Source organism: Streptomyces sp. 7N604, from assembly GCF_052245475.1.
GTDB lineage: Bacteria > Actinomycetota > Actinomycetes > Streptomycetales > Streptomycetaceae > Streptomyces.
This window is the reverse complement of record NZ_JBQQBX010000011.1, coordinates 103,103-125,449: the sequence shown is the minus strand read 5'-3', so window position 1 is coordinate 125,449 and position 22,347 is coordinate 103,103. Positions and strand designations below refer to the sequence as shown.

The 22,347-nt window shown below is 68.9% G+C and carries 27 protein-coding genes and 3 pseudogenes; 13 read left to right on the top strand and 17 right to left on the bottom strand.

Features of this window, described 5'->3' with window-relative positions:
- Window positions 1-40: 40 nt before the first annotated feature.
- The 6 genes and pseudogenes from ACTWP8_RS14215 to ACTWP8_RS14190 all read right to left on the bottom strand — a co-directional run bounded on the left by ACTWP8_RS14215 (window position 41) and on the right by ACTWP8_RS14190 (window position 4,532).
- Window positions 41-655: a GAF domain-containing protein gene (locus ACTWP8_RS14215; RefSeq protein ID WP_443322582.1), complete on the bottom strand. Its 615-nt coding sequence runs from the start codon at window positions 653-655 to the stop codon at window positions 41-43.
- Window positions 579-1,250, bottom strand: a complete 672-nt coding sequence (locus ACTWP8_RS14210) for a GTP-binding protein (protein ID WP_443322501.1) — start codon at window positions 1,248-1,250, stop codon at window positions 579-581. The genes ACTWP8_RS14215 and ACTWP8_RS14210 overlap by 77 nt, the downstream gene beginning before the upstream one ends.
- Complete coding sequence (locus ACTWP8_RS14205) at window positions 1,228-1,620, bottom strand: DUF742 domain-containing protein (RefSeq protein WP_443322500.1); 393 nt, start codon at window positions 1,618-1,620, stop codon at window positions 1,228-1,230. The genes ACTWP8_RS14210 and ACTWP8_RS14205 overlap by 23 nt, the downstream gene beginning before the upstream one ends.
- Window positions 1,621-1,623: 3 nt before the next feature.
- On the bottom strand, window positions 1,624-2,019 hold the full coding sequence (locus ACTWP8_RS14200) for a roadblock/LC7 domain-containing protein (RefSeq protein ID WP_443318609.1): 396 nt from the start codon (window positions 2,017-2,019) through the stop codon (window positions 1,624-1,626).
- 32 nt (window positions 2,020-2,051) lie between these two features.
- Window positions 2,052-3,680, bottom strand: coding sequence for an ATP-binding protein (locus ACTWP8_RS14195; RefSeq protein WP_443322499.1), 1,629 nt, complete (start codon window positions 3,678-3,680; stop codon window positions 2,052-2,054).
- 256 nt (window positions 3,681-3,936) lie between these two features.
- A pseudogene (locus ACTWP8_RS14190) lies at window positions 3,937-4,532 on the bottom strand (DUF2867 domain-containing protein).
- Window positions 4,533-4,628: 96 nt separating this feature from the next.
- On the opposite strand from ACTWP8_RS14190, the gene ACTWP8_RS14185 reads away from it, so the two are divergent.
- Window positions 4,629-5,189 carry a TetR/AcrR family transcriptional regulator gene (locus ACTWP8_RS14185; protein WP_443322498.1) on the top strand — a complete coding sequence of 187 codons (561 nt, stop codon included), beginning with the start codon at window positions 4,629-4,631 and terminating at the stop codon, window positions 5,187-5,189.
- Between the two features lie 125 nt (window positions 5,190-5,314).
- Here ACTWP8_RS14185 and ACTWP8_RS14180 read toward each other — a convergent pair whose 3' ends face one another.
- Complete coding sequence (locus ACTWP8_RS14180) at window positions 5,315-5,998, bottom strand: DUF899 family protein (protein ID WP_443322497.1); 684 nt, start codon at window positions 5,996-5,998, stop codon at window positions 5,315-5,317.
- A gap of 338 nt (window positions 5,999-6,336) precedes the next feature.
- Here ACTWP8_RS14180 and ACTWP8_RS14175 point away from each other — a divergent pair, with 338 nt between their 5' ends.
- The 3 genes from ACTWP8_RS14175 (at window position 6,337) to ACTWP8_RS14165 (ending at window position 9,155) form a co-directional block, all read left to right on the top strand.
- Window positions 6,337-6,780, top strand: coding sequence for a MarR family winged helix-turn-helix transcriptional regulator (locus tag ACTWP8_RS14175; RefSeq protein WP_443322496.1), 444 nt, complete (start codon window positions 6,337-6,339; stop codon window positions 6,778-6,780).
- A gap of 163 nt (window positions 6,781-6,943) precedes the next feature.
- Complete coding sequence (locus ACTWP8_RS14170) at window positions 6,944-8,065, top strand: catalase family protein (RefSeq protein ID WP_443322495.1); 1,122 nt, start codon at window positions 6,944-6,946, stop codon at window positions 8,063-8,065.
- 190 nt (window positions 8,066-8,255) lie between these two features.
- Window positions 8,256-9,155 (top strand): SCO6745 family protein, encoded by a 900-nt coding sequence (locus ACTWP8_RS14165; RefSeq protein WP_443322494.1) that lies wholly within the window; start codon window positions 8,256-8,258, stop codon window positions 9,153-9,155.
- Here the strand turns inward: ACTWP8_RS14165 and ACTWP8_RS14160 are convergent.
- Together ACTWP8_RS14160 and ACTWP8_RS14155 are read right to left on the bottom strand one after the other, a co-directional pair.
- Window positions 9,068-9,253 (bottom strand): molybdopterin-dependent oxidoreductase, encoded by a 186-nt coding sequence (locus ACTWP8_RS14160; protein ID WP_443322493.1) that lies wholly within the window; start codon window positions 9,251-9,253, stop codon window positions 9,068-9,070. The genes ACTWP8_RS14165 and ACTWP8_RS14160 overlap by 88 nt on opposite strands.
- On the bottom strand, window positions 9,168-9,353 hold the full coding sequence (locus ACTWP8_RS14155; RefSeq protein ID WP_443322581.1) for a hypothetical protein: 186 nt from the start codon (window positions 9,351-9,353) through the stop codon (window positions 9,168-9,170). Before ACTWP8_RS14155 ends, ACTWP8_RS14160 begins: the two co-directional genes overlap by 86 nt.
- A gap of 198 nt (window positions 9,354-9,551) precedes the next feature.
- Between ACTWP8_RS14155 and ACTWP8_RS14150 the strand changes: the two genes are divergently transcribed.
- Together ACTWP8_RS14150 and ACTWP8_RS14145 are read left to right on the top strand one after the other, a co-directional pair.
- On the top strand, window positions 9,552-9,704 hold the full coding sequence (locus ACTWP8_RS14150) for a hypothetical protein (RefSeq protein WP_443322492.1): 153 nt from the start codon (window positions 9,552-9,554) through the stop codon (window positions 9,702-9,704).
- A gap of 230 nt (window positions 9,705-9,934) precedes the next feature.
- On the top strand, window positions 9,935-11,422 hold the full coding sequence (locus ACTWP8_RS14145) for a UDP-N-acetylmuramoyl-L-alanyl-D-glutamate--2,6-diaminopimelate ligase (protein ID WP_443322491.1): 1,488 nt from the start codon (window positions 9,935-9,937) through the stop codon (window positions 11,420-11,422).
- 49 nt (window positions 11,423-11,471) lie between these two features.
- On the opposite strand, the gene ACTWP8_RS14140 is transcribed toward ACTWP8_RS14145, so the two are convergent.
- From ACTWP8_RS14140 to ACTWP8_RS14115, 6 genes are all read right to left on the bottom strand, one after another.
- Window positions 11,472-11,825 (bottom strand): DUF5994 family protein, encoded by a 354-nt coding sequence (locus ACTWP8_RS14140; RefSeq protein ID WP_443322490.1) that lies wholly within the window; start codon window positions 11,823-11,825, stop codon window positions 11,472-11,474.
- Between the two features lie 126 nt (window positions 11,826-11,951).
- A complete protein-coding gene (locus tag ACTWP8_RS14135) occupies window positions 11,952-12,953 on the bottom strand; it encodes an acyl-CoA desaturase (RefSeq protein ID WP_443322489.1) in 1,002 nt (333 codons plus the stop codon).
- 246 nt (window positions 12,954-13,199) lie between these two features.
- Entirely contained in the window at window positions 13,200-14,393 is a 1,194-nt protein-coding gene (locus ACTWP8_RS14130) for a PP2C family protein-serine/threonine phosphatase (protein ID WP_443322488.1), read from the bottom strand.
- A gap of 182 nt (window positions 14,394-14,575) precedes the next feature.
- A complete protein-coding gene (locus ACTWP8_RS14125) occupies window positions 14,576-14,725 on the bottom strand; it encodes a hypothetical protein (protein ID WP_443322487.1) in 150 nt (49 codons plus the stop codon).
- A gap of 62 nt (window positions 14,726-14,787) precedes the next feature.
- Entirely contained in the window at window positions 14,788-15,441 is a 654-nt protein-coding gene (locus ACTWP8_RS14120) for an NAD-dependent epimerase/dehydratase family protein (RefSeq protein ID WP_443322486.1), read from the bottom strand.
- 54 nt (window positions 15,442-15,495) lie between these two features.
- The gene (locus tag ACTWP8_RS14115; protein WP_443322485.1) at window positions 15,496-15,969 is read right to left on the bottom strand and encodes a DUF1772 domain-containing protein; all 474 of its coding nucleotides are present in this window, start codon (window positions 15,967-15,969) and stop codon (window positions 15,496-15,498) included.
- 158 nt (window positions 15,970-16,127) lie between these two features.
- Between ACTWP8_RS14115 and ACTWP8_RS14110 the strand changes: the two genes are divergently transcribed.
- The 3 genes from ACTWP8_RS14110 (at window position 16,128) to ACTWP8_RS14100 (ending at window position 19,551) form a co-directional block, all read left to right on the top strand.
- Window positions 16,128-16,706: a TetR/AcrR family transcriptional regulator gene (locus tag ACTWP8_RS14110; protein WP_443322484.1), complete on the top strand. Its 579-nt coding sequence runs from the start codon at window positions 16,128-16,130 to the stop codon at window positions 16,704-16,706.
- 377 nt (window positions 16,707-17,083) lie between these two features.
- On the top strand, window positions 17,084-18,307 hold the full coding sequence (locus ACTWP8_RS14105) for a cytochrome P450 family protein (protein ID WP_443322483.1): 1,224 nt from the start codon (window positions 17,084-17,086) through the stop codon (window positions 18,305-18,307).
- A 56-nt stretch (window positions 18,308-18,363) separates the two neighbouring features.
- The gene (locus tag ACTWP8_RS14100) at window positions 18,364-19,551 is read left to right on the top strand and encodes a sulfotransferase family protein (protein ID WP_443322482.1); all 1,188 of its coding nucleotides are present in this window, start codon (window positions 18,364-18,366) and stop codon (window positions 19,549-19,551) included.
- A gap of 60 nt (window positions 19,552-19,611) precedes the next feature.
- On the opposite strand, the pseudogene ACTWP8_RS14095 reads toward ACTWP8_RS14100, so the two are convergent.
- Together ACTWP8_RS14095 and ACTWP8_RS14090 are read right to left on the bottom strand one after the other, a co-directional pair.
- A pseudogene (locus ACTWP8_RS14095) lies at window positions 19,612-19,821 on the bottom strand (response regulator transcription factor); the annotation flags it as partial.
- Window positions 19,772-20,263 (bottom strand): annotated as a pseudogene (locus ACTWP8_RS14090) (sensor histidine kinase); the annotation flags it as partial. The pseudogenes ACTWP8_RS14095 and ACTWP8_RS14090, both read right to left, overlap by 50 nt.
- Window positions 20,264-20,415: 152 nt before the next feature.
- On the opposite strand from ACTWP8_RS14090, the gene ACTWP8_RS14085 reads away from it, so the two are divergent.
- The 4 genes from ACTWP8_RS14085 to ACTWP8_RS14070 all read left to right on the top strand — a co-directional run bounded on the left by ACTWP8_RS14085 (window position 20,416) and on the right by ACTWP8_RS14070 (window position 22,346).
- Window positions 20,416-20,649 carry a hypothetical protein gene (locus ACTWP8_RS14085; RefSeq protein WP_443322481.1) on the top strand — a complete coding sequence of 78 codons (234 nt, stop codon included), beginning with the start codon at window positions 20,416-20,418 and terminating at the stop codon, window positions 20,647-20,649.
- A 53-nt stretch (window positions 20,650-20,702) separates the two neighbouring features.
- The gene (locus tag ACTWP8_RS14080; protein ID WP_443322480.1) at window positions 20,703-20,846 is read left to right on the top strand and encodes a hypothetical protein; all 144 of its coding nucleotides are present in this window, start codon (window positions 20,703-20,705) and stop codon (window positions 20,844-20,846) included.
- Window positions 20,847-21,053: 207 nt separating this feature from the next.
- Complete coding sequence (locus tag ACTWP8_RS14075; protein WP_443322479.1) at window positions 21,054-21,905, top strand: SCO2400 family protein; 852 nt, start codon at window positions 21,054-21,056, stop codon at window positions 21,903-21,905.
- A 99-nt stretch (window positions 21,906-22,004) separates the two neighbouring features.
- Window positions 22,005-22,346, top strand: a complete 342-nt coding sequence (locus ACTWP8_RS14070; protein WP_443322478.1) for a hypothetical protein — start codon at window positions 22,005-22,007, stop codon at window positions 22,344-22,346.
- Window position 22,347 lies beyond the last annotated feature (1 nt).

Genomic DNA, 22,347 nt, shown 5'->3' with positions numbered 1-22,347 from the left:
GGTGAGTCCGGTCTCGGTCAGCTTCACGGCGGTCCGAAGGTCACCGGCCTCCAGAGCGGCCGCGCTCCGACCCCTCGATGCGCTCCATCAGTTCAGCCGCCATCGTCTTGATGGTCTCCAGCCCGTTGCTGCCCCAGGGATGCGGATCCTGGTCCACCGCGCAGATCGTGCCCAGCACCATGCCCGTGCTGTCGATCAGCGGCGCTCCCAGGTAGGAGTGGATTCCGATGGCATCGACCACGTGATTCCCCGCGAAACGGGGGAAGTCGCGGACATCGTCCAGCACCAGAGCCTTGCGCCGCCTGACCACATGCGGGCAGAACCCGATGTCGAAGTCACGAGGCATCACCCTGCCGGGTACGGGGTCCTCGAGCAGGGGGGACTCCAGATTCACGGTTGTGTCGGAGGCCGCGCTGTACAAGCCCGCGAAGTACTGGCGGTTCTCATCGACGAGGAAGTTGACCCCCGCGTAGCACGCCCCGGTGCGCTGCGCCAGTTCACGCGCGAACGCATCCAACTCCGGAACCGGCTTGTCCTCGATCCCGAGTTCCCGAAGCCGGCGTGCCCGGGCCTGTGCCTCAGGGTCCTCCGGGGGGAGAAGAAGATGACGCACGGCGATCGCTATCTCCCCCCCGAAGGGAGACTTGTACACCATCTCTGACATGGAAACTCCTTGAAGTGATCAGATGCTGCACGAGAGAAAGTAGAACCTGCATACCCGAGCTGGACAGGCGAGCATCACAAAGGACCACCGGCACCTCGGGCTTGAGGTCCAGCGCCGCCCGCACCTCTTCCGGCTGGTAGTAGTGCGCACCGTCGAACTCGTTGACCGCGACGAGAAATCTGATGCCACGCGATTCGAAGAAGTCGACCGCCGCGAAACTGTGGTCCAGCCGACGGGTGTCGGCGAGCACCACCGCACCGAGTGCACCGGCTGACAGCTCGTCCCACATGAACCAAAACCGCTCCTGGCCGGGCGTGCCGAACAGATAGAGCACGTGGTGGGGGCTGATGGTGAGTCGGCCGAAGTCCATCGCGACCGTGGTGGTGACCTTGTTCTCCACCCCGTCCAGCCTGTCCGTAGCAGCACTGACCTCGGTCAGGATCTCTTCCGTGCTCAGCGGATCGATCTCGCTGACAGCTCCGACAAAGGTGGTCTTGCCCACCCCGAAACCTCCGGCGACCAGAATCTTGATCCCCATCGGAAGGGAGCCGGCGCCGGGTGCCTCAGAGTCGTTTGAGGAGACCATCGCGCAACGCCTCCAATAGATCTAGATCGGGAACAGGAACTGGCCCCGGTTTTCCGAAGTCGAAGGGGCGTGTGACGACCGCGCCACGCTCCAGCAGGTCGGACAGCAGCACCTTGATCACCGTTGCGGGCATGCGTGTGTGCCCCGCGATCTCAGCCACCGTGACCGGCGTCCGGCACAGTTCGAGCACATGTGCGTGATCGAGCCCGACGTTTCTCCGAAGCTCGTTCCCGGTGGCGACCACCATGGTCATCAGGTCGAAGTCGCATGCGGGTGTGGTCCGTCCGTCGCTGAAGGTGTACGGCCGGACCAGCCGCCCGACGGCATCGTCGAGCAACCGCCCATCCGGATCGTCCGGGTCGTCCGGCATCTCTCACTGCCCCACCGGCTGACGAGGAGCGGCCCCCAGATGGCGGCGGACGCTCTTGACCAACATGGTCATCTCGTAGCCCAGCACCGACACATCCGCTTCGCGCCCGGCGAGCACCGCCAACAGGGCACCCTGCCCGGCCGCGGAGACAAAGAGCATCGAGCCGCTGAGTTGGGTCACGATCTGCTGTACCTCACCGCCGTCGTCAAATCGCTTGCCGGCACTGCGGGCCAGCGAGTAGAGCCCGCTGGCGAGGGCCGCCAGATGATCGGCTGCGTCTTTGTCCAGTCCATCCGAGGCCATCACCAGACCGTCCGAGGACAACAGCAGTCCGCTCCGCGTATTCGGGACGCGCTGCACAAGGCCGCTCAACAGCCAAGAAAGGTCTTCGCTCACCACGATCGCGTACTTCTCCTCAATGACGTGAACTGCTAAGGGACGGGGTCGGGACGGGTATGCCCGCCAAGGGACGGGGAGGTGTCAGTTTCCTTGGATTCCTCGGCCCGGCGGATACCGGTCTGGAAGGCGGCCATCAGGCCGGGATCGTGCTCGGCCTCCTCCGCTTCCTCCGGCATCACGGCAGCGTGGGAGTGCTGCCGCAACTCCGGGGCGAGGTGTTCCTGACGGCGGCGCTTGGGCAGCACGGGGCGACCCTCTGCCGGCGTGGAGTCCGCGACGGGGGCGAGTGGTGGCTCAGCCACCGGTGCGGGCACCGGCGCGGGTGCGGGTGCGGGTACGGACGCGGGTGCGGGTACGGACGCGGGTGCGGGTACCGGACCTCGAGAGGTGAGCGTGTCACGCGCACCTACCTGCTCCGCCGAGTCGTCGGCGTGTCCATGAGGGGCGGGGGGAGTGACGCTCGAGGGTTGTTGCTGCGATTCCACCACGTCCGGACGCTGGCCCAGCAACTCATGCGGCAGCACCATCACCGCCTGTGTACCGCCGTAGACATTGCTCTGGAGTTGTACGACGATGCCGTGCCGCCGGGCGAGCGCAGAGACCACATACAGGCCGATCCGGCCGTCCTGGAGCAGCTCGCCCAAAGCGACCCCGTCCGGGGAAGTGAGCAGGGAATTCATCTGATTCCGCTCGGCGGAGGTCATGCCCAGACCACGGTCCTCGACCTCGACGGCCAGCCCGGCGGTGACGTGCTCGGCACGCAGCAGCACCTGGGTCTGGGGAGCGGAGAACACCGTGGCGTTCTCCACCAGCTCCGCGAGCAGGTGGACCACGTCGACGACCGCGTGGCCGCTCACCATCCCCTCCACCGGAGGCACCATCTTGACCCGCGAATACTGCTCGATCTCGGCGATCGCGGAACGCAGCACGTCGGCCATGCTGACCGGTCGGGTCCACAGGCGGTGGGAGACGGCGCCGCCGAGCACGGCGAGATTCTCGGCGTACCGCCGGATACGGGTGGCCAGGTGGTCCACATGGAACAAGCCCTTGAGCAACTCCGGGTTCTCGACCTCGTTCTCCAGGTCGTCCAGCAGCCCGATCTCGCGGTGCACCAGAGACTCCAGCCTTCGGGCCAGATTGGCGAAGACCTCGAAGTGCTCGCCGCCACGCTCCCGTGCCGCGAGCTCCCCCACAGTCGCCTCGGCAGCGCGCTGGGCGGATGCGATCTCGTTCCCGAGCCGATTCAGGGCATCCCCCGTCTGCGCGGGCAACGGGCCGGCCTGGTTCCGCTGACGCTCTACCAGCTGTTGACCCTGCTCCATCTGCTGTCGCAACGCCGCCAGTTCGGCCCGACCGCGTGCTGCGAAGGACCTCAGCTCGGCATAGCGCCGAGCGTCGTCCCGCGCCTTCGCGGAGGCGAAGAGCCCTGCGCCCGTGAGGATCCCGCAGATGAGCAGCAGCACGCCCGTGAGCAGACCCCAGAAGGCCTCCTTGTCGATGTGGGCCACACCCGCGGTGAACAGGAGAGCGGCGGATGCGGCTCCAGTGACGGCGACCAGCCCGGCAGGCACCACCGCGAGAAGCACCATGTGGCCGTCAACTGCCTTGCGACGCCTGCCCGGAGTGCCCGGGAACTGCCGCACCTGGGAGTCGACTGACATCGTCTCCTGGTGGGCATGAGCGGGCGACGTCGAAAGTTCCTGCATCACAGCCCCTGGTTCGATGTCGGCCAGCAGTGGCCGAAAGTGTGCGATGTACGTTACATCCATCAGCCCGCTGCGTCACGAGCGGTTATGTCGTGGGGAACGATTAGCCTGGCAGCTCGGCGGCCGCAACGCCAGGGCGGGGAGGCCACTTCCAGCTGCCCGGCTGTCACCTCCGGCACTGACCGGCGATCAGGTCCCGGTGTGCGTGGTGTCAGCCCGCGCTCCCCTCGTCGACACCCGCCTGCCACCTGCGCCCGATCGCTCGAAGCAGCGCCGGATACACCCCCAGGTAGCGGAAGGGCTTGATGCCGGCCATGTATACGGCGCCGAGCGGGCCGTTCGCCTTCACCAGGACGGCCATCTGGGCGCGGTAACCGTCGGCCCCGTCCTGGACCCAGCCGATGTGCATCACCGCGTGCACGGTCCGGTTGGCCATCTCTGCCGCCCACTCGTCGTGCGTCTGGAAGACGGAGGTCAACGGAGTCACGCGGAAGCCGGGCCCCTGGGGACCCTCACGGAGATCCGCCGGCAACCGGTCCCGCAGCGTCCGCACCCGGGCGCCGATGCCGGCACCGGACTTGTCCCAGCCGAGCAGTGCCCCGAGCTTCCAGCGGACCGCGAAGAGCATGCGCGACACAGGGAGGAGAGGTGCGCCCCGTCGCCGTTCGTCATCTGCTGCACCAGTCGCGCGAGGTCGTCGGGACCGCCTGGTGTCGGTAACGCCCACACGTCCTCGAGGTGGAAGTCGCCGGCGATCTCGTGGATCCGCCAAGGACGGGAAGTGTGCGCGGTTCTGGGGAGTCTCATGAGCAGGCTCCTGTCTATACGATGCCGTATAGATAGACGCTGGCACCATCTATACGGGACCGTATAGATGAGGGGAGACATGAGGGGAGAAACATCATGGGCGTGGCCCGCACGCCTCGCGGCAGATGGATCGAGGAAGGGCTGCGGGCGCTCTCCGCCGGCGGCCCGGAGGCCGTCCGGATCGAGTCGCTGGCGCAGGCGCTCGGTGTCAGCAAGGGCGGCTTCTACGGCTACTTCGGCAACCGCGGCGCACTGCTCACCGAGATGCTCGACACGTGGGAGCGCGAGGTCACCGAGGGAGTGATCGAGCGGGTCGAGAGCGGCGGGGGAGACGCCAGGGCCAAGCTGGACCGGCTGTTCACGATCGTCGCCTCGTCCAGCGACGGACCGGTGATGGGCACCACGGCCGACCTCGCCATCCGCGACTGGGCCCGGCGCGACGAGGCCGTCGCGCAGCGACTCCGGCGCGCCGACAACCGGCGCATGGAGTACCTGCGCTCACTGTTCGGCTCGTTCTGCGCCGACGAGGACGACGTCGAGGTCCGCTGCATGATCACCTTCTCAGTGCGGATCGGCACCCACTTCATCGCCGCCGACCACGGCCGGCACAGCCGCGCGGAGGTGATGGAGCTGACCAGAAAATGGCTCCTGAGGTAGCTGTTCGGGGTGGGTCAGTCTCCTTCGGGTCCGCTGGGAAACGCCCTTGTACGTCACGAAGCCATGGCGCTGCTGCACCCGCCGGCGTTGCCGGGTTGCCGGGGATCCGTAGTCGTTGTCGGGGATCAGTAGTCGAGGCCCGCGTACCAATCGCCGCGCCCCTGCGGGGTCAGGTCGAGGAGGTGCCAGACGGGAGCCAGGAGGTCGATGCCGCGCTCGTCGATGTCGTCGGCCATGCGTGGGTGGGTGGAGTAGAAATGGCGGACCGTGCCGTCGCCGTCGCGGGTGAAGACGGAGATGGTGGAGTCCTGTTCGCCGTCCTTGTCCTCGCTGCCGAGGTCGTACTTGAACGTGCTGTCGCCGCAACTCAGGAGCCGCAGCCGGTGCCAGCCGCGGTTGCGGGCGTGCTGCCGCAGGACGGGCGGGTCGGCGGCCGCGGCGATGGCGAAGTCGGCGTTGCGGGCGATGTGGTGGGCGATGCCGTTGAAGCCGTCGATCCACAGGGTGCACATCGGGCAGGGGTCGGTCTGCAGCTTGCCGTACATGAAGTGGTAGACGATCAGCGGGCGGTCCGGGGCAGTGAACAGCCCGCTCAGGGCGACCTCACGAACCGGTGTGTCGCCGGCGTCGAGCTCGGCGGGGCCCTCGATGAAGAGGTAGTCGTCGACCGGAGGCCCCTGCGGGAGCGCCCGTCGCTGGGCCGCGACCTTCTCGCGGTGGCGCATGAGGTCGATCTCGGCCAGGCGCAGCTCTTCGCGGGCGGCGAGGTAGTCCGCTGATTCCCCGGCCAGTCTGGTGTGCCGCAACATCGCGTCCTCCTGGGGTGGTCATCCCCCGGCCCCGGCCCCGGCCCTGATCCCGGGCTCCCAGTCCCCGTCCCCGCGTCCCCGAACCGGTCCTTTTCAGTCTAGGGCGGCTCTGAGGTTCACCGACATGTGAGCAGCGCAAGCAGCACGCGTAAGGCGAAGGCCGCGGTTGACGCCCCGCACGAGTCCGTCTCGGGGCCCTCCGCACGCGCTCAGCAGGGCATACGAAGGGCCCCGATCGGTTTCCGGCCAGGGCCTTCGTCGTCCGGCGGACGGTTGGTCCGGAGCGGGTGGGGTGACGGCCTCGGCAGGGCGGGATGCGCCTGGCGGAGAATAGGGGGATGGGTGAAGAGAAGGCTCCGGCGGCGTCGATGGTGCTGGACGATCAGATGTGCTTCGCGCTGTACTCCGCCTCGCGGGCGGTGACGGCGGCGTATCGGCCGCTGCTGGAGAAGCTGGGGCTGACCTATCCGCAGTACCTGGTCATGCTGGCGGTCTGGGAGCGCGGCGAGGTCCCGATGAAGGAGCTGGGGACCGTGCTGGGCCTGGAGTACGGAACGCTGTCGCCGCTGCTCAAGAGGCTGGAGACGTCCGGGCTGGTGCGCCGGCAGCGGCGGCCGGACGATGAGCGGCTGGTGGTCGTGACGGCGACGGAGAAGGGCGCGGCCCTCAGGGCGCGGGCCGAGCAGGTACCGGCCACGATCGGGCGGGCCTACGGGATGACGGCGGAGGAAGCGGATCGGCTGCGGCGGCAGCTGAGGGAGCTGACGGACCGGCTGAGCTGAGCCGAACTGGGCCGATCCGAGCTGGGCCGATCCGAGGCGAGGCGCCCTCGGGCGTTCGCAGCGTGGGGTGAGTCACGCCCGCATCAATCGTGCACGATGGAATCGTGCACTATCTTTCTTGTGGAAGGTGACCCTCGCGAAGACAGGAACAGGAGAGACAGCCATGGGATTCGTCAAGTACGAGGACTACGCCCCGATCGAGCGCCCCAACTACCAGGAGGAGTTGGACGAGGTCGTCCGGGCCGTGGCACAGCGGACCCGGGATTCGGTCGAGCGCCAGGGCGTGGGCCGGGCCGTTCGTACGGCGCACGGCAAGAGTTACGGTCTGGCGAGGGCCGTGGTCAGCGTGCCGGAGTTGCCGCCCGAGTACGCGCAGGGGATTTTCGCCGAGCCGCAGGTGTACGACGCGGTCGTCCGCTACTCCAACGGACTCGGCCACCTGCGGGCGGATTCGCTGCTGGGGGCGGCCTGCGGCATGGGCATCAAGATGTTCGGGGTGCCGGGGATCTCGTTGCTGTCAGACGAAGCCGAGGCGACGACGTTCGACCTCAATCTGATCAACAACCGAACGTTCTTCGCCAACACCGCGCACGACTACATCGTGCTGGAGCAGCTGTTCGCCGAGCTGCCGGACGCGCTGGCGAACCCGGCCACGCGGAAGACGTGGCTGGGCGACTTCCTCACCCGCAAGGGGACCCTGCAGACCCCTGAACAGTGGCTGTGGGACGAGCTGTTCGCGATGATGTCGTTCACCGCGGTCCCGCGGAGGAACTTGCTGTCGTACACGTACAACAGCATGGGCGCCTTCCGGTACGGCGACTACATCGCCAAGGTGCGGACCGCCCCCACCGAGGAGTCACTGAAGAGCATCGTGCACGACACGGTCGATGTGGCGGCCGACGGTGAGGCGTTCCGGAACACGCTGGTCGCGGAGATGGGTGAGCGGGACCACGCCTTCGAACTGCAGGTGCAGCTGAACGTGGACCTCAGCCGGATGCCGGTGGACAACACCTCCGTGGAATGGCCGGAGCAGCTGTCGCCCTGGGTCACTGTGGCCCGGATCGACATCGCCGCGCAGGACATCTCGGGTGAGGAGAACCTGAAGATCGCGGACGGAACGTCGATCACCCCGTGGCGGGCGCGCGAGGAGCACCGGCCGATAGGGGAGATCCAGCGGGTGCGGGAGGAGGTCTACCGCCGGTCGTCGATCGAGCGGCACCGGATCAACGGTCAGCGGCGGCAGGAACCGGTGAGCAGCGCCGCACTGCTGGGCAACAGCCGCTGACCAGCGGAGTACCACTCTCGTATCCTCCGCACTCGCGCCGCAGGGCATACGAAGGGCCCCAGCGCTCAGCGATGGGGCCCTTCGCGATCCTGCGCCACTTATTGCAGATATTGAATATTTGAAGCTCTGAAGCATACGGGCCTATGCTCGGGGCGGCTTTGCTGTGTGCTGACGAGTGAAGGAGAGCACCGTGCCCGAAGAACACCATGCCGCCGGCCAGGCACGGGCCATGGAATTCCGGGTCGCCCGCGCGCTGCGGGACGTCCTGGAGCCGTACCACGCCGTGGTCATCCTGGCTCCGCGAGCCCAGCAGGCATTCCACGACCTGGGGCTCACGGATCCGTGGAGCGGGTACTTCGCCGGGCGGGCTGCGCCTCTCGGCGCCGTGCCGCCGTCGGTCGTGGACGCGGTCTTCTACCACTTCAACCCGGCCATGATCGAGCGGAATACGGCGTCCCTGTGGGCCGCGGCCGCTCCCGAGAAGGTGCTCTCGGCGCGACTGGTCGGCGTGGACGCGGCGCTGCGAGAGATCCTTGGGGAGGAAGCGCTCGGCTCGGAGGAAATCATGGAGGCCTCGACGCTGGCGGTCGAAGCAGCGCGGGCCTGCACCGCGCCAGGCCGCCCGCTGGGCGCCGCCAACGCCGCACTGCCGGTGCCTGCCGAGCCGCATCTCGCACTGTGGCAGGCCGCCACCACGCTGCGGGAGTTCCGCGGCGACGGCCACAACGCCGCTCTGCTGCAAGCGGGCCTGGACGGCGTTGAGGCGCTGGTCACCATCACCGCGGCAGGCGGCGAAGTGCGCAAGAGCATCCAGCGCCGCCGCGAGTGGACGGACGCCGACTGGGCAGCAGCCGAGCGCCGACTCGCCGAGCGCGGCCTGCTCGCCCCGGACGGCACGCTCACCGCCGAGGGTCGCGCAGTTCGAGACTCCGTCGAGGATCTGACCGACCGGCTGGCGCTCCCCCCATGGCAGAAGCTGGGGACCGTGAAGGCCCTGCGCCTCTACGATCTGGCCCGGCCGATCGCCAACCGCATCATCGAGGCGCTCAGGCTTGCGATGCCGCCGCTGCCGGAGTCGGCGCAGGTCTGACGGGCCGGCCTTTTACGAACCTCGTCGAGCAGCAGCCGCAGCGGCACACCCGTCCACTCCACGGTGCCGACCGCCTCGGCCGACCACGGCCGGCTCACGGGCCGGGGCGTCAGCAACGCCCGGGCCATTGCCCGCACACTCCATCGTCACCCGCTCCGTGACCGCGGGAAACGACCGCAAGTCCGCCACACCGAGCAGAAGCGGACGACGAACCCGGCCGCCGACAGCCAGCCGCCGGCTTCCGGCATCCGCGAACGGAATGTCGTCAACCCCGGGCCGATCCGACGCCGGTGCCGCGGCGCAGAAGGGCTGTCACGCGGCGGCGAGCGGGTCGCCGGCTCGGCGGGCGCGCCGGATGCGGATTTCGAGCCGCGCGACCGGACGTACACTCGGGCCATGGGTCGCACAAGTGCCGTGAGGGAGTGCCTGCAGCAGGCCCCCCGTGCGCTGCGCGCGGCCGTTGCGGCTTCGGCAGTCGTCGGCCCGGCGACCGCGGCCGACGTCGAGGCGCCCGTAACCGGCCGCACTGCGTTGCACGGGCACGGCTAGCGATTTCCCGGGGTTCCTGCCCGGGCCCTCTGCCCCCGGCCGGCTGATCTTCCAAGAAGATCGCAGGACGTCTTCTGCCGCGCGGAGCTGACACGTCCGGCTCTCATCGGACGTGTCTGCGCCACTGCTCCGCATCATCACCATCACCACCGCAGCTTCCGGCACGCCGCCGGCGCTGCCGCCTGGCGACGGCCGCACGACCGGCCCGATCCACCTTCGAAGGGATCATCGTGAAGCTGAGCGAGCTACTGGCCGGGCAGGAACACCACGTTCTGCAGGGCGACCCGGAGAAGACGTGGATCACTGCGGGAACCACCTTCGACGCCAACCGGGTGACGCCGGGTCTGCTGTTCATCGCGGTGCCCAGCCACCGTGAAGGCGGCCCCGGCTCCGTGGCACCGGCCCTCGCACGCGGCGCGGCGGCGGTACTCGTCGACGGTAGGGCACCGGCTCTTCCGCCGTCGGTGTGGGCGTCGGCGGCGGCTGTGTGCGCCGTGCGGGTGCCGGATACCCGGACAGCGGCCGCGGTCATCGCGTCCCGCTACTTTGGCGAGCCGGGGCGGCAGATGGACATGGTGGCGATCACCGGCACCAACGGGAAGACATCGGTGTCGTACATGGTCGAGTCGGTGCTGCGGATCTCCGAGGACGCGAGAGTGGGTGTCATCGGGACGGCCGGCAGCCGGATCGGCGACGAGTTGATCCCGATGCCCAGGTCGGTGCTGACCACGCCGGAGTCGCCGGACCTGCAGTACCTGCTGGGGTGCATGCGCGACCGCGGAGCCGGCAGCGTGGTTCTGGAGGCTACGTCAATGGCCCTGCTGACACACCGGGTGGACCGTACGTTCATCGATGTCGGGGTCTTCACCAACCTGACACAGGATCACCTGGACGATCACGGCACGATGGCGAACTACCGGGATGCCAAGTTGCGCCTGTTCCAGGGCTTGTGCCGACGCGCAGTGGTCAACATCGACGACCCTGTGGGCGCCGGGATCCAGACGATGATGCCCGGTGCGGTGACCACGTACGCCCTTGACACCGAGGCGGACTACCGGGCCACCGACATCAGCGTGGACGCCTCCGGCACGCGGTTCACCCTGCACCACGACGGCCGGAAGTATCCGGCGGCGATCCCCGTCCCGGGCCGGTTCTCGGTGTCCAACGCGCTGGCCACCGTGGCGGCCTGCCACGTTCTGGGGCACGACTTGGGCGGACTGGTCGCCGCGCTCGACCGGATGCCTCCTGTCCCGGGCCGGTTCGAACGCTTTCAAACCCCGTGCGGTACGTCGGTGATCGTGGACTACGCCCACTCACCGGACTCCCTGAACAAGGTCCTGACCACCATCCGCGGCTTCGCCCGCGGCCAGGTCATCACCGTCTTCGGCTGCGGCGGGGACCGGGACATCACCAAACGGGCCGACATGGGGAGGATCGCCGGGACCCACTCCGACCTGTGCGTCCTCACCTCGGACAACCCCCGCAACGAAGACCCCCGGACAATCCTGGACCAGATCGCCCCGGGCCTCGAGGCGACCGGCACACCATTCGAGCGGTTCACCGACCGCCGTCAGGCGATCGCGTTCGCCCTCTCCGTCGCGGACCCGGACGATATCGTCCTGATCGCCGGCAAAGGCAGCGAGCCTCACCAGATCGTCGGCGAAAACTTGCTCCCCTTCAGCGACATGGCGACAGTGCGCGAGCTCGCCGTGCCGTAGCGGCCCTCTCCCTCCTCAGGCGCGATCCCGCCCTCGCCGAGCCGGTTCGTCAGACAGAGGCCGGCGCGGCGGCGGCTGCCATGAGCAGCTCTGCCTCCGTCTCGGTCGTTTCGGGCGGGACGACCAGCAGATCCCATCGGCCCTGGCCGGGGGCGAGCAGGCAGATGGTGGGCGGGTCGTGGTGCGTGGTCGATCTGCCCAGTCGTACGACGTGGTTGGCGACGAGCATCCGGCGGGGCGAGGAGCACCACATCGCGCCGCTCACCGTGACGCGGGCGATCTGCCCCCAGGTGCGCGGCAACGCGGCGATCAGCAGCGGCAGTTCAGCGACGAGGTCGTGGGTGTGCGGCCACCACGCGCCGTCGATACGGCGTGGAAGCGAGCCGCGCGGTGCGAGGCGCATGCGTACAAGGGGAAGAGAGGGCAAGGGCTGAACAGTGGTGGCCAAGGGGACTCCAGTCCGAGGACACGATGTCGGCGCGTCCGACGAGTTGGTGGGAGTGAGGGGGCGGAGTGGGATGAGCGGGGCTCAGCAGCGTCGGGCGGCGATACGGTCCGCCGTGGGCCAGCGCACGTCACGCACCAAGCCGAGTCGCTCCAGAAGGCGGATGACCGCGGCTGAGGGGTCGAGCTGCCCGCGATCGACGCCGTGGCGGGCGCTGGTCGGTTCGGCGTGATGGAGGTTGTGCCAGCTCTCCCCGAACGACAGCAGGGCCAGCGGCCACAGGTTCGTAGCCCGGTCGTGGCGCCGGGTACGGAACGGCCGGTCGCCGATCACATGACACAGCGAGTTCACACTCCACGTCACATGGTGCAGCAGGGCGATGCGGACCAGCCCCGCCCACAGCAGCGCGGTCAGGGCGTGCACCCAGGTACCGCCGATCGCCCAGCCGACCGCGAGCGGCAGGGCGAGGGTGAACACGCACAGCGCCGGGAAGGCACGTGAGACCGCGCGGATGTCACGATCGGCGAGCAGGTCGGGGGCGTAGCGGTGGGCGGGCGTACGGTCGTTGCGGAACAACCAGCCGATGTGCGAGTGCAGCAGCCCGCGCAGCTGTCCGCCCAGGCCGACGCCGTAGCGGTACGGCGAGTGGGGATCGCCGGGACGGTCGGTGAAGGCGTGATGGCGGCGGTGGGTGGCGACCCAGCCGATGACGTCGCCCTGGAAGCTCATCGACCCGGCGACGGCGAGCGCGATGCGCACGGGGCGGACGGCCGTGTAGCTGCCGTGAGTGAGACCGCGGTGGAAGCCGACCGTGACGCCGAATCCCGTGATCACGTAGAGGGCGAGGCCGAGGAGGACGTCGGAGGGGTGGAGCAGGCTTCCCCACAGCAGCCAGACGGCCAGGCCGAGCGCGAGGAACGGCGCGACGACGATCGCCGCGGTCACCGCCACGTACAGCCGGTCACTGCCGCTGCGCGCGGGTGCGGGGGCTTCTGCCGGGAAGGGGGCCGATCCGTCGTACGTTTGGGGCGGCGGGACCGCGTCCGGCGGAACGGTGACTTCGGAACGGGTTGAACTGAACGACATACAAGGCTCCTTGACCTCGGTGCGGGGACGCGGCCGGGGTCTGGGGCAGCTCTGATGCAAGTGTAGGGCCGAATGGGGTGCGGCGGGTGTGGGCGGATGGGTGGTCAGAACTCGTCCGGGTGCGCCGGGTCGGTCGGCGGCCTGCCGGCAGCGGCGCCTTGGCCGGGGATGGCCAAGCAGTGCCGGTGCCCGTCCGCCGAGTGATCACTCCTGGCTGGGAGCAGGGTGCGGGGTAGCTCCGGCGTCCTATGCGCTGTCGGCGTGGTGGGGGATGCCGTTGATGTGGATGGCCATCCTGAGCTGTTGGCCCGGCTGGAGTTTGGGCGAGCGTTGGATGACCACCATGGCTGCGTCGTCGCCCAGGTGTCCGCCGACGTGCGTGAGGAGGTTGTCGCGGATGTGGTGGAGCAGTGCTTCGGGACCGCTGCCGGTCCATCGGGCGACGCGTTCGGCGAGCGGATAGAAGGATCCGTCGGGGGCTCGGCCTTCGATGACGCCGTCGGTGTAGAGCAGGAGGGTGTCGTCGTCCTCGAAGGTGAACGGGTCGACGGTGAAGCCTGCCCTGGGCAGATCGCACAGGCCCAGCGGGGAGTCGGGGTGGCGGGCGTGCAGGGTGGTCACGTGGTCCTTGCGCAGCAGCAGGGGCGGGGGGTGTCCGCAGTTGATCATCTGAGCCATGGAGTTCTCGTCGGGGATGTCGAGGATCAGGGCGGTGACGAAATGCTCGTGAAGCTCGTCGGGAGCCTCCGCGTGATGTGCGTACTCGGCCAGGTGCCTGCAGATGCTGGTCTCCAGGGTGTCGGCGAGTTCGAAAAGGGTGGCGCACCGGTGGGCGGCTTCCCGGAAGGCGCCCATCAGCACGGAGGCGTCATTGATGGAGGGCAGGCCTTTGCCCCGGACGTCACCGATCATCAGACGCACGCCGGTCCCTGTGCGCGTCGCCGCGTAGAGGTCTCCGCCGATCTGCGCCTCGTCCTCGGCGGCCAGGTACAAGGAGGCGATCCGCAGCGGACCCAACCGATGGGGCAACGGCCGCAGAACCACCCGCTGTGTGGCCTCGGACACCGACTGTACCCGGTCCAACTTACGGGCGTGCCGCTCGCGTTGACGGCAGAAGAACACGAGGAAGAGCCCGATCAGCGCCAGGGCAGCGATCTGCACCTGGTGGTTCGCTGAGAACAGCTCGTCGCGGTCACGCAGAATCGCGATGATCGTCTGGGCCGCCACGGCCAGGGCGCCGACCAGTCCGGTCAGCCACGGGCCGGCGAACGAAGCGGTGATCGCGGGGGCTGCGACCAGCAAAGGCCCGAGGTGAATGTGCGGCGGCGCCAGTAGGTCGATCACTGTGACCGCCACGATGAGCGCGACGGGAATCGCCAGCAGCGCGTGGCCCGGTTGCCATGGCTGCCACAGATCGGCAAGGCGCCGCCGAAGGCCCATATCTCCACTGTGCACCTTCTGTAGCGCGCCAGAGGTGTGCCCGAGGTGTGCCCGATCAGCCGGCGAAGCACGGGGAATCACGGCATCGCGCAGTCGCCCGGAAACGAGCACGACCTCCGATCATTTCTGCTGGTCAGAGACTGTTCCCCAGGGGGCCCTGCGAAACGTCCTCCAGCCGTCCCTCAGACCCCCTTGGCCAGGTCGCCCAGGGCGTCGAGATGAGCCGGCTGCCAGTCCAGCTCGTCGCGGGCCCGGCTGGTGTCGAACTGTTGGTCCAGGGCAAGTGCGTCAGCGACCAGTCCGAGGGTCTGACGCAGTTCCTCGACGGTCACCGATGCGGTCTTGCCCGGGATGCCGACGGCCTGGCTCAGAGCCTCCGCGATCTCCCTGGTGGTCAGGTTCTGACCGGTGACACCCAGGTATATCCGGCCGGCCGGAGCCTCCAGCGCGAGCGCATAGAGAGCGGCGATGTCATCGACATGCACCAGGGACCAGTGGGTGCTGCCGTCACCGATGTACGGAACGGCGCCCCTCTGTGAACCCTGCCAGGCGAAGAAGCCGGCAGCCCGCCCTGGTGCCCGTACACCAGCCCCGGGTTGACGACCACCGGGTGCCTGCCCTGCTGCTGTGCGGCGAGCACCCGCTCCTCGCCCGCCACCCGCCAAGAGGTGATCACCGGCGGGTCGTACGGGGCGTCCTCGGTGACCGCACCATCGGTGTTGCCCCAGGTCCAGGCGCCACCCGTGTGCACGTACGGCTTGCTGCCCGCACCTTCCAGCAGTGCGTCGGACGCGATCCTGTCGACCTCGCCCGAGTGCTCGTCGCCCGTGAGCGCGAGGTGGATGACGCCGTCCGCGGCGGCGGCCGAGGAACGCAGCACGTCCGCATCGGTGAGCTGCCCGCGCACTGGCGTGGCACCGAGCTCGCCGACCACCTTCGCGGACTCCTCCGACCGCACCAGCGCGGTGACCTCGTCGCCGCGCTCCACCAGGACCCGCAGGAGGGACCGGCCGATGTAGCCCGACCCTCCGGTGACGAAGACCTTCACAAGAGCTCCTTCAGCTCGATGGAATACATGAACAGCGGCACCTTCCGGACCAGTTCAGCCCGCGGCCCCGCCGACGAACAGCGCGGTGAGAGTCAGGCACTGGAGGCCCGCCCGCCAATTGATCACGCTGTCCCACTTCTCCTGCAGCGCCCGTGCGTCCGCCGACGTGTAGCCGCTTTCGGCCGCCTCGGTGAGCTGCTTGTTCACCGGCACGCTGACGCGCAGGTAGACGCCGAACCAGCAGGCCATCAACAGGACGGCGGCGATGCCCGCCACGATGGCCGTGGCGTTTCCGGTCGGCACGGCGGTGATCGCGGTGAGCACGGTGGCGACCACGCTCAGCGCGCCCGGTACGGACAGCCGCTTGTCGCCGTACAGGTGGACGAAGCCCATCACCTTGGTGAGCGTCTCGTCATCGACCCGTCCGAGGGCGGAACGCTGCACCAACGCGCAGAAGACATCGGTCCCGTAGATGATCCCGACCGCCAACAGGGCGATGCCGGTGAGAAGTTCGTGAGCCGCCGCCACTGTGGTGCTCCGCTTCGTCGTAGTCGATGGCCACGGGATCCGCCGCCCTCCCGGTTCCGGCAGCACGGCACTGGCGCCGCTGGCGCTAGCGATGCTAGATGCTCTATCGCTGACATTGCAAGCGATGCTAGAGAAGCGAATGGCGATAGCCTGTGGCCATGTCCGTGCGAGACCGACGCGAGCGCGAATACGCCCACCGCCACCAACTGATCATCGATACGGCCCGCAGCCTCGCCGAGGCGGAGGGGTGGGCGGCGGTCACCACCCGCCGTCTGGCCGATACCATCGAGTACAGCCAGCCGGTCCTCTACAGCCACTTCAAGGGCAAGGAGGCCATCGTCGGAGCCGTCGCGCTCCAGGGCTTCGATGAACTGGCGACCGCCCTGCGCAAGGCCCAGGAAACGACCGACGGGTCGGGGGCGGCGCTGCGCCGGGTCGCGCATGCCTACACGGACTTCGCCCTGGCCAATCCCGCCCTCTACGAAGCGATGTTCGTGCTCCCCTCCGACCTGCGCTTCGGCCTCCCGGAAACGCCTCCAGTCCTCAGTACCGCGTTCCACGAGCTGCGCTCGGCGGTCGTCGAGGCAGCGGGCGACCCCGACGCCGACACCTGCACCGAAGTCGTCTGGAGTGCGCTGCACGGGCTGGTCAGCCTCTTCCGCAGCGGCCGGCTCCGCCCCAGCCAGCACGCCGAGAGGCTCGACCTGCTGCTCGACCGGTTCTCGCCCGCCCGCTGAGCAGCCACGGAGTGCCACCGGCGGCGGTGGTCCGGCCCGAGGTACGGGCGGCAGCCCTGCTGCACGCGGGCAAAAAAGCCTGACCCGGGTTTCCACTCAACATGAGGGGGCCGACCCGCCCGTGGCCGACGAGTCGTTTCCCGGATGCCCAAAAGTGCTCTGGTCAGGCCCGCTCCCGCTGGGTCATCCTGGAGTGGATCCGGTATATCGCACTGCGACCATGTATGCCCCGGCCTGGTACGACAGGGCCACGCACCGCCGCGACCGGCGGTGATCTCGCCAATGCACGTTGACCTCCAAGGCGGTCATCTGCGGCTTCCGGCGGGGTGCAGCCGATCCGGCCCTGTAGTACGAGCGGACCACCTGGAGACCACCACGTGAACGCCACCCCTACGGAACCCCTCAGCCTGGTGATCAACCCCGACTACCTGAGGGATCCGCACACCGTCCACGCGCGGCTGCGCGCATCCGGCTCGGCCTACCCCTTGCTCCTCCCTAACGGGACCCGCGCGTGGGTCGTCACCCGCTACGGGGACGTTCGCGCGGCCCTGACCGATCCGCGTCTCGCCAAGGACGCGGTCCAGGTACGGGAGATCATCGCCCGTCAGCTCGCGGAAACCGGGCAGAGGGTGCAGATGTCTCACCTATTTCCGCGCCACATGCTCAATGGCGACCCGCCGGACCACTCCCGGCTGCGACGGCTGGTGGCCAAGCCGTTCACCCAGCGCCGCATCCAGCAGCTGCGGCCGCGGGTGCTCGAGATCACCGAGGACCTGCTCGACGCGATGCCCACGGACCGGCCCGCGGACCTGATCGGATCCTTCGCCTTCCAGCTGCCGATCACCGTCATCTGCGAGCTGCTGGGGGTTCCGCTCGAAAGGCAGGCGGATTTCCGCCGCTGGACGGGCACGCTCCTCGGCGGTGGGCACCTCGCGGCCGTCGAGAAGGCTGCTCGGGAGCTCAATGGCTACATGGCCGAGCTGATCGCCGCCAAGCGGGCCCGGCCCGCCGACGACCTGCTCAGCTCGCTGGTGCACGTTGACGAGGCCGGCGACCAGCTCACCGAGGAGGAGCTGCTGGGCACCGCCGTCCTTCTGCTCATCGCCGGACACGAGACCACGGTCAACCTCATCGGCAACGGCGTCCTGGCCCTGCTGTGCGCCCCCGACCAGTGGGAGCTGCTGCGCGGCGACATGACGCTCCTGCCGCAGGCGGTGGAGGAGCTGCTGCGCTACGGCAGCCCGGTCCGGCTGGCCACGTACCGGTACACCACCGAGCCGGTCCGCATCGGGGACACGGTCATTCCCGAAGGCGAACTGGTGCTGCTGGGACTCGGCTCGGCGAATCGGGACCCCGATCAGTTCGACGAGCCCCACCTGCTGGACGTGAGCCGGTCCGCGGGCGGGCATCTCGCCCTCGGCCACGGCATCCACTACTGCCTGGGGGCCCCGCTGGCACGCCTGGAGGGCGAGGTGGCGATCGGCCGCCTGATAGAGCGCTTTCCCCGCACCCGGCTGGCGGCATCGCCGGAGCAGCTGCGGTGGCGGGAGAGCGTGATCATGCAGGGCATGGAGGAGCTGCCGGTGTACCTGCGGCCGTGACCGGCGGGAAGGCTTGACCACCGTCAACTCCCCTTCACCCGGAAAGGATTGCCTCCATGGCCCGCGCCCCGCTGGCCCTGTCCCTGGCCAACCTCTCCCTCAGACCAGGCTTCGGCTCCCGCCACACACCGGACCGGGTGTTCGACCGGCTCCTCGCCAAGGCCGGGCAGGCGGACGGCGACGAGGAATTCGCAGAGGACTTCCGTTTCCTGCTCCGCCACTGGTCCCGGGCCGAGAACCTCACCCCGCTCGGCTGGCGCTCGGCAAAGGACCACGTGAACCGGCACCTGGCCACCCGGGCCCGAATCCGACGTCTGATCGCCGAACACCCCGAGATCGAACAAGAGCCGATCGAGAGACCGGTGTTCGTCGTGGGGCTGCCGCGCACGGCCACCACCCTCACCCACAACGTACTGTCCCTCTCGGCCGGCCACCGCTGCCCACTGCTGTGGGAACTGCTCACCCCCGACCTGGAACTGCCCCCGCGCCACCGCCGCAAGGCGATCGCGGCGGCCCGCCGCATGGAGAACGGCTCCAACCGCCTCGTCCCGCGTTTCCGGGACATCCACCCCATGATCGCGGAGGGCCCCGAGGAGTGCACCTTCGCCCTCCCGCACGCCCTGATGCCGCTGTCCCAGGCCCGCATACCCGAGTACCAGGCCTGGCACCTCCAGCGGGACTTCCTCCCCGACTACCGCTACCTCAAGCAGATCTTCCAGGTACTCCAGTACGGCCGCCCGCGCCGCCGCTGGATCCTGAAGTCCCCCATGCACCTGGAGCACCTCGACGTCCTGCCCACCGTCTTCCCCGACGCCACCCTCGTATGGACCCACCGCGACCCGGTCACCGCCGTAGCGTCTCTCTGCAGCCTGGTGGAAACAGGCATGGGAATCAGCGTCAGCTCTGTCGACCTCCACGCCATCGGCGCCATCTGGCTGGAACTGCTGAGCCGAAGCATGACCCGCGCGCTGGAGGCCCGCAGCGCCATCTCCCCGGACGCATTGGTGGACGTTCCCTACTCCTGGCTCGGCACCGACCCGCACACCGGGGCCCCGAAGCTCTACGAGGCCATCGGTGCACACTGGACCGACTACGAAGCATCCCGCCTGGCCGGCGTGGTGGCCCGTCCAGCCGGCACCCGCCCCCACACGTACGACCTGAGCCGCTACGGCCTCACCAGAACAGACGTCGAGACCGCCTTCGCGCACTACAACGCGCTCCGCGCGGACGTCGACGGCCCGTGAGTAATCGGCCTGCACGCGCCGGTCATGTGAGCACGCGGAGCAACTCGACGTGTGCGCGGCTCAGGATGTCCCGGCGTCGTGGGCCAGCAGTGCGATCTGCACCCGGTTGTTGAGGTGCAACTTGGTCAGGATGCGCGAGACATGGGTCTTGACCGTGGGCACGGACACGTGCAGCTCGGTGGCGATCTCGGCGTTGGACTTGCCCTGTCCCACGGCGACCGCCACCTCCCGCTCCCGGTCGCCGAGCGCCGCGAGTTGCTCCCGTGCCCGTGCGCCACTCGGTCAGGCCGATGAGGCCCTGGCCCGCGCCGGGGATGGCCGCACCCGCACCGCCGCGCGGCAGCGGGTTGCGTACCTCCACGGTCAGCCCCTTGCCGGGCCCGCCGCCGGCCGCCACGGTCACCTCGGTCTCCGGTGCGTGCTTACGGGCGTTGGTCAGACCCTCCTGCACGATGCGGTACGCGGTGCGGCCCGCCAGCGCCGGCGCCGCACCCGGCTCCGCGACCCGTAGATCCAGCGCCACTCGGGCGCCCGCCGCCCGGGACTCCTCGACCAGCCGCTCCAGTTCCGCGAGGGTCGGCTGTGGCCGGCCGCCGTCCTCCACAGCCCTCAGCACGCCGATGATCTCGCGCAGATCCTGCAACGCCCGATGTGCGCTGTCCCGGATCACCCCGGCCGCCCGCTGGATCTCCGGCTCCGGGGCGCCCGGTCGGCAAATCTAAGCGCCGAAGGGCTCGGAGGGAGCCCTGCGGTGCTCCGCGAGACTTTCGGATGACAACTGCGCCCAGAAGTCGGGACTTTGGCCGCAGCCGCTGATCCCCTCGGCCTATACCGGCTCTGAACTGTGCTTTCTACGCTCGAGAGATGAAGTCAATCCTCGGTTTCCTCAGCTTCATGTTCATCGCCGGCGGCGTCACCGGTCTGGTGCACCAGTGGATCGACTGGGGACCGGCGTTCTTCGGCTTCTTCCGCTTCGTCATCCCTGACGGCTACGAGGTCTACGGCTACATCGTGCTGACCGTGCTGGGCATCGCCGTGGCCGCCGCGGCCAACGGCGTGCGGCGGGAACCGGGTGTCCGTTCCCGCCGCACGCCGTGAGCGTCTCGGGCCGCGACGGGTGTGTAGTGGACCGCTTCGTCGCCCTCGATGACATGGCTGTGCCTGCCGTCGACACCGACCGGGACGTCTCCGGCGACGGTCTGGGCGAAGCCGCCGATGAACAGCCCGCGCTCGCCGGTCTCGGGATGGACGCGGACGACCGGGGTGGGCGGCGGCTACTCGGGCTGACAACGTAGGACATGGTCCTCATCGCACCCATCGCACCCATCGCAATGAGAGGTCCGAGTTCGAGCCATGGCCTGCAAGTGATCTTTACAAGAGCGACACAGGGGCTACAGATTGCCTTCGGCAGGTGCCGTTAGCGTTGCTGGCCGTTCGGCGTGTGCGAAGGCGAACCAGTCGTCGGCGCCCCTGGCCGGGCAGTCAGCACAGAAAGATCGCAGATGGACTACTGCTCCTCGTGCCGTCGGAACCTCAATGGCGCCCTGGTGTGCCCAGGGTGCGGTGCATACGCCCCGGACATCGCCCCGCCTGCCCATCGCCCCCGCAACGCGGCGGCAGCGACCCCGAGAGCGACATGGGATGCATTCGGCAGCGGGGAGTCCCCCTCCTCGGAATTCCACCGCGGCACCACGCACTCCGGAGCCGGAGTGACCGGTAGGGGCACGTCCGGGGGAACAGGAGCGGAAGCACCGGGTGCCGGCTCATCCAGCAGCGAGGAACCGGCCGCGCCCGCCGTACAGGGCCGTGCGGCCAGGCGCCGGCAGCTGGCACGTTGGAAGAAGAGCCGTCGTCGGGCCGCAGTCGCGTCGGCCGTTGCACTCGTCGGCGGCGGCCTGGCCTTCACTGCGCTGCCGACCGGATCGTCCAACACTCACTCGGACACAGCCTCAGCGCCGGACATATCGCCCCAGGCTACAACCCGAATAGGCGCCCCCGACTCGTCATCGGCGCAGCCGGACGACCGTGCTTCGCGGCACCCCGGCACTCGCCCGGCCCCGACAACAACCAGCCCGCAGCGGAGAACTGCCGCCGTCGAGCCCCCCACGGCCGCCGCGAGCCCGCCGCCCCGCACCGCGGCCACCGCCCATCCCACCGCGACGACGAGTGCGCCCCCGCAGGCCACACCCACCGCGATCCGCGAAACACAGACGCACCGCTCCGGCCCCGAATCCTCCCGAACGACCGCGCCCGAGCCGACCGACCGCTCCGACACGGATACGTCGACTGCGAGCTCTGCGCCGAAACCGTCGTCACCGGAGAAGGTGTGCCTGCTCGTTGTGTGCGTCGACTGATAGCGCCGATGCCATCGCACCCTGGCGTCGTTTCCCGCTGACGGCGGTTGCGCCGGGTCCCCGGGGGATGGTGTGCATCGTGACGGGATGGTGTGCATCGTGACGCAGACGCCGGCTGAGCAGGCTCTGGCTCGCTCATACACCACTGGTGACGGTCAGATCAGATTCAGCATCTCTGATCTGTCGGTCGACCATCACCCCGACCACAGCGTGACGTTGACATACCGGCTCACTGTGGTGCGTCAAGGTCACCGGGACGAGCGGTGGCAGTTCACTCTCCCCTGGGACGACAAGTCCTTTGTGGATGTATTCACCTCCCCCGCCCCCGATCGCGATCGCCTCAGGCAACTCGTGCACCTGGTCCACACCCTCCTGGAAGAGTGGTGGGACACCAAGGGACATAACCGGCAGTCGGCGAAGATGGGGCGCCAACTTCCCTGAG

Bases quoted from the DNA above. Each gene is read 5' to 3' on its own strand.
- ACTWP8_RS14215 (WP_443322582.1), bottom strand. From the start codon at position 655: ATGGTGTACAAGTCTCCCTTCGGGGGGGAGATAGCGATCGCCGTGCGT.
- ACTWP8_RS14210 (WP_443322501.1), bottom strand. From the start codon at position 1,250: ATGGTCTCCTCAAACGACTCTGAGGCACCCGGCGCCGGCTCCCTTCCG.
- ACTWP8_RS14205 (WP_443322500.1), bottom strand. From the start codon at position 1,620: ATGCCGGACGACCCGGACGATCCGGATGGGCGGTTGCTCGACGATGCC.
- ACTWP8_RS14195 (WP_443322499.1), bottom strand. From the start codon at position 3,680: ATGTCAGTCGACTCCCAGGTGCGGCAGTTCCCGGGCACTCCGGGCAGG.
- ACTWP8_RS14185 (WP_443322498.1), top strand. From the start codon at position 4,629: ATGGGCGTGGCCCGCACGCCTCGCGGCAGATGGATCGAGGAAGGGCTG.
- ACTWP8_RS14180 (WP_443322497.1), bottom strand. From the start codon at position 5,998: ATGTTGCGGCACACCAGACTGGCCGGGGAATCAGCGGACTACCTCGCC.
- ACTWP8_RS14175 (WP_443322496.1), top strand. From the start codon at position 6,337: ATGGGTGAAGAGAAGGCTCCGGCGGCGTCGATGGTGCTGGACGATCAG.
- ACTWP8_RS14170 (WP_443322495.1), top strand. From the start codon at position 6,944: ATGGGATTCGTCAAGTACGAGGACTACGCCCCGATCGAGCGCCCCAAC.
- ACTWP8_RS14150 (WP_443322492.1), top strand. From the start codon at position 9,552: ATGGGTCGCACAAGTGCCGTGAGGGAGTGCCTGCAGCAGGCCCCCCGT.
- ACTWP8_RS14140 (WP_443322490.1), bottom strand. From the start codon at position 11,825: ATGCGCCTCGCACCGCGCGGCTCGCTTCCACGCCGTATCGACGGCGCG.
- ACTWP8_RS14135 (WP_443322489.1), bottom strand. From the start codon at position 12,953: ATGTCGTTCAGTTCAACCCGTTCCGAAGTCACCGTTCCGCCGGACGCG.
- ACTWP8_RS14130 (WP_443322488.1), bottom strand. From the start codon at position 14,393: ATGGGCCTTCGGCGGCGCCTTGCCGATCTGTGGCAGCCATGGCAACCG.
- ACTWP8_RS14110 (WP_443322484.1), top strand. From the start codon at position 16,128: ATGTCCGTGCGAGACCGACGCGAGCGCGAATACGCCCACCGCCACCAA.
- ACTWP8_RS14100 (WP_443322482.1), top strand. From the start codon at position 18,364: ATGGCCCGCGCCCCGCTGGCCCTGTCCCTGGCCAACCTCTCCCTCAGA.
- ACTWP8_RS14085 (WP_443322481.1), top strand. From the start codon at position 20,416: ATGAAGTCAATCCTCGGTTTCCTCAGCTTCATGTTCATCGCCGGCGGC.
- ACTWP8_RS14080 (WP_443322480.1), top strand. From the start codon at position 20,703: ATGGCTGTGCCTGCCGTCGACACCGACCGGGACGTCTCCGGCGACGGT.
- ACTWP8_RS14075 (WP_443322479.1), top strand. From the start codon at position 21,054: ATGGACTACTGCTCCTCGTGCCGTCGGAACCTCAATGGCGCCCTGGTG.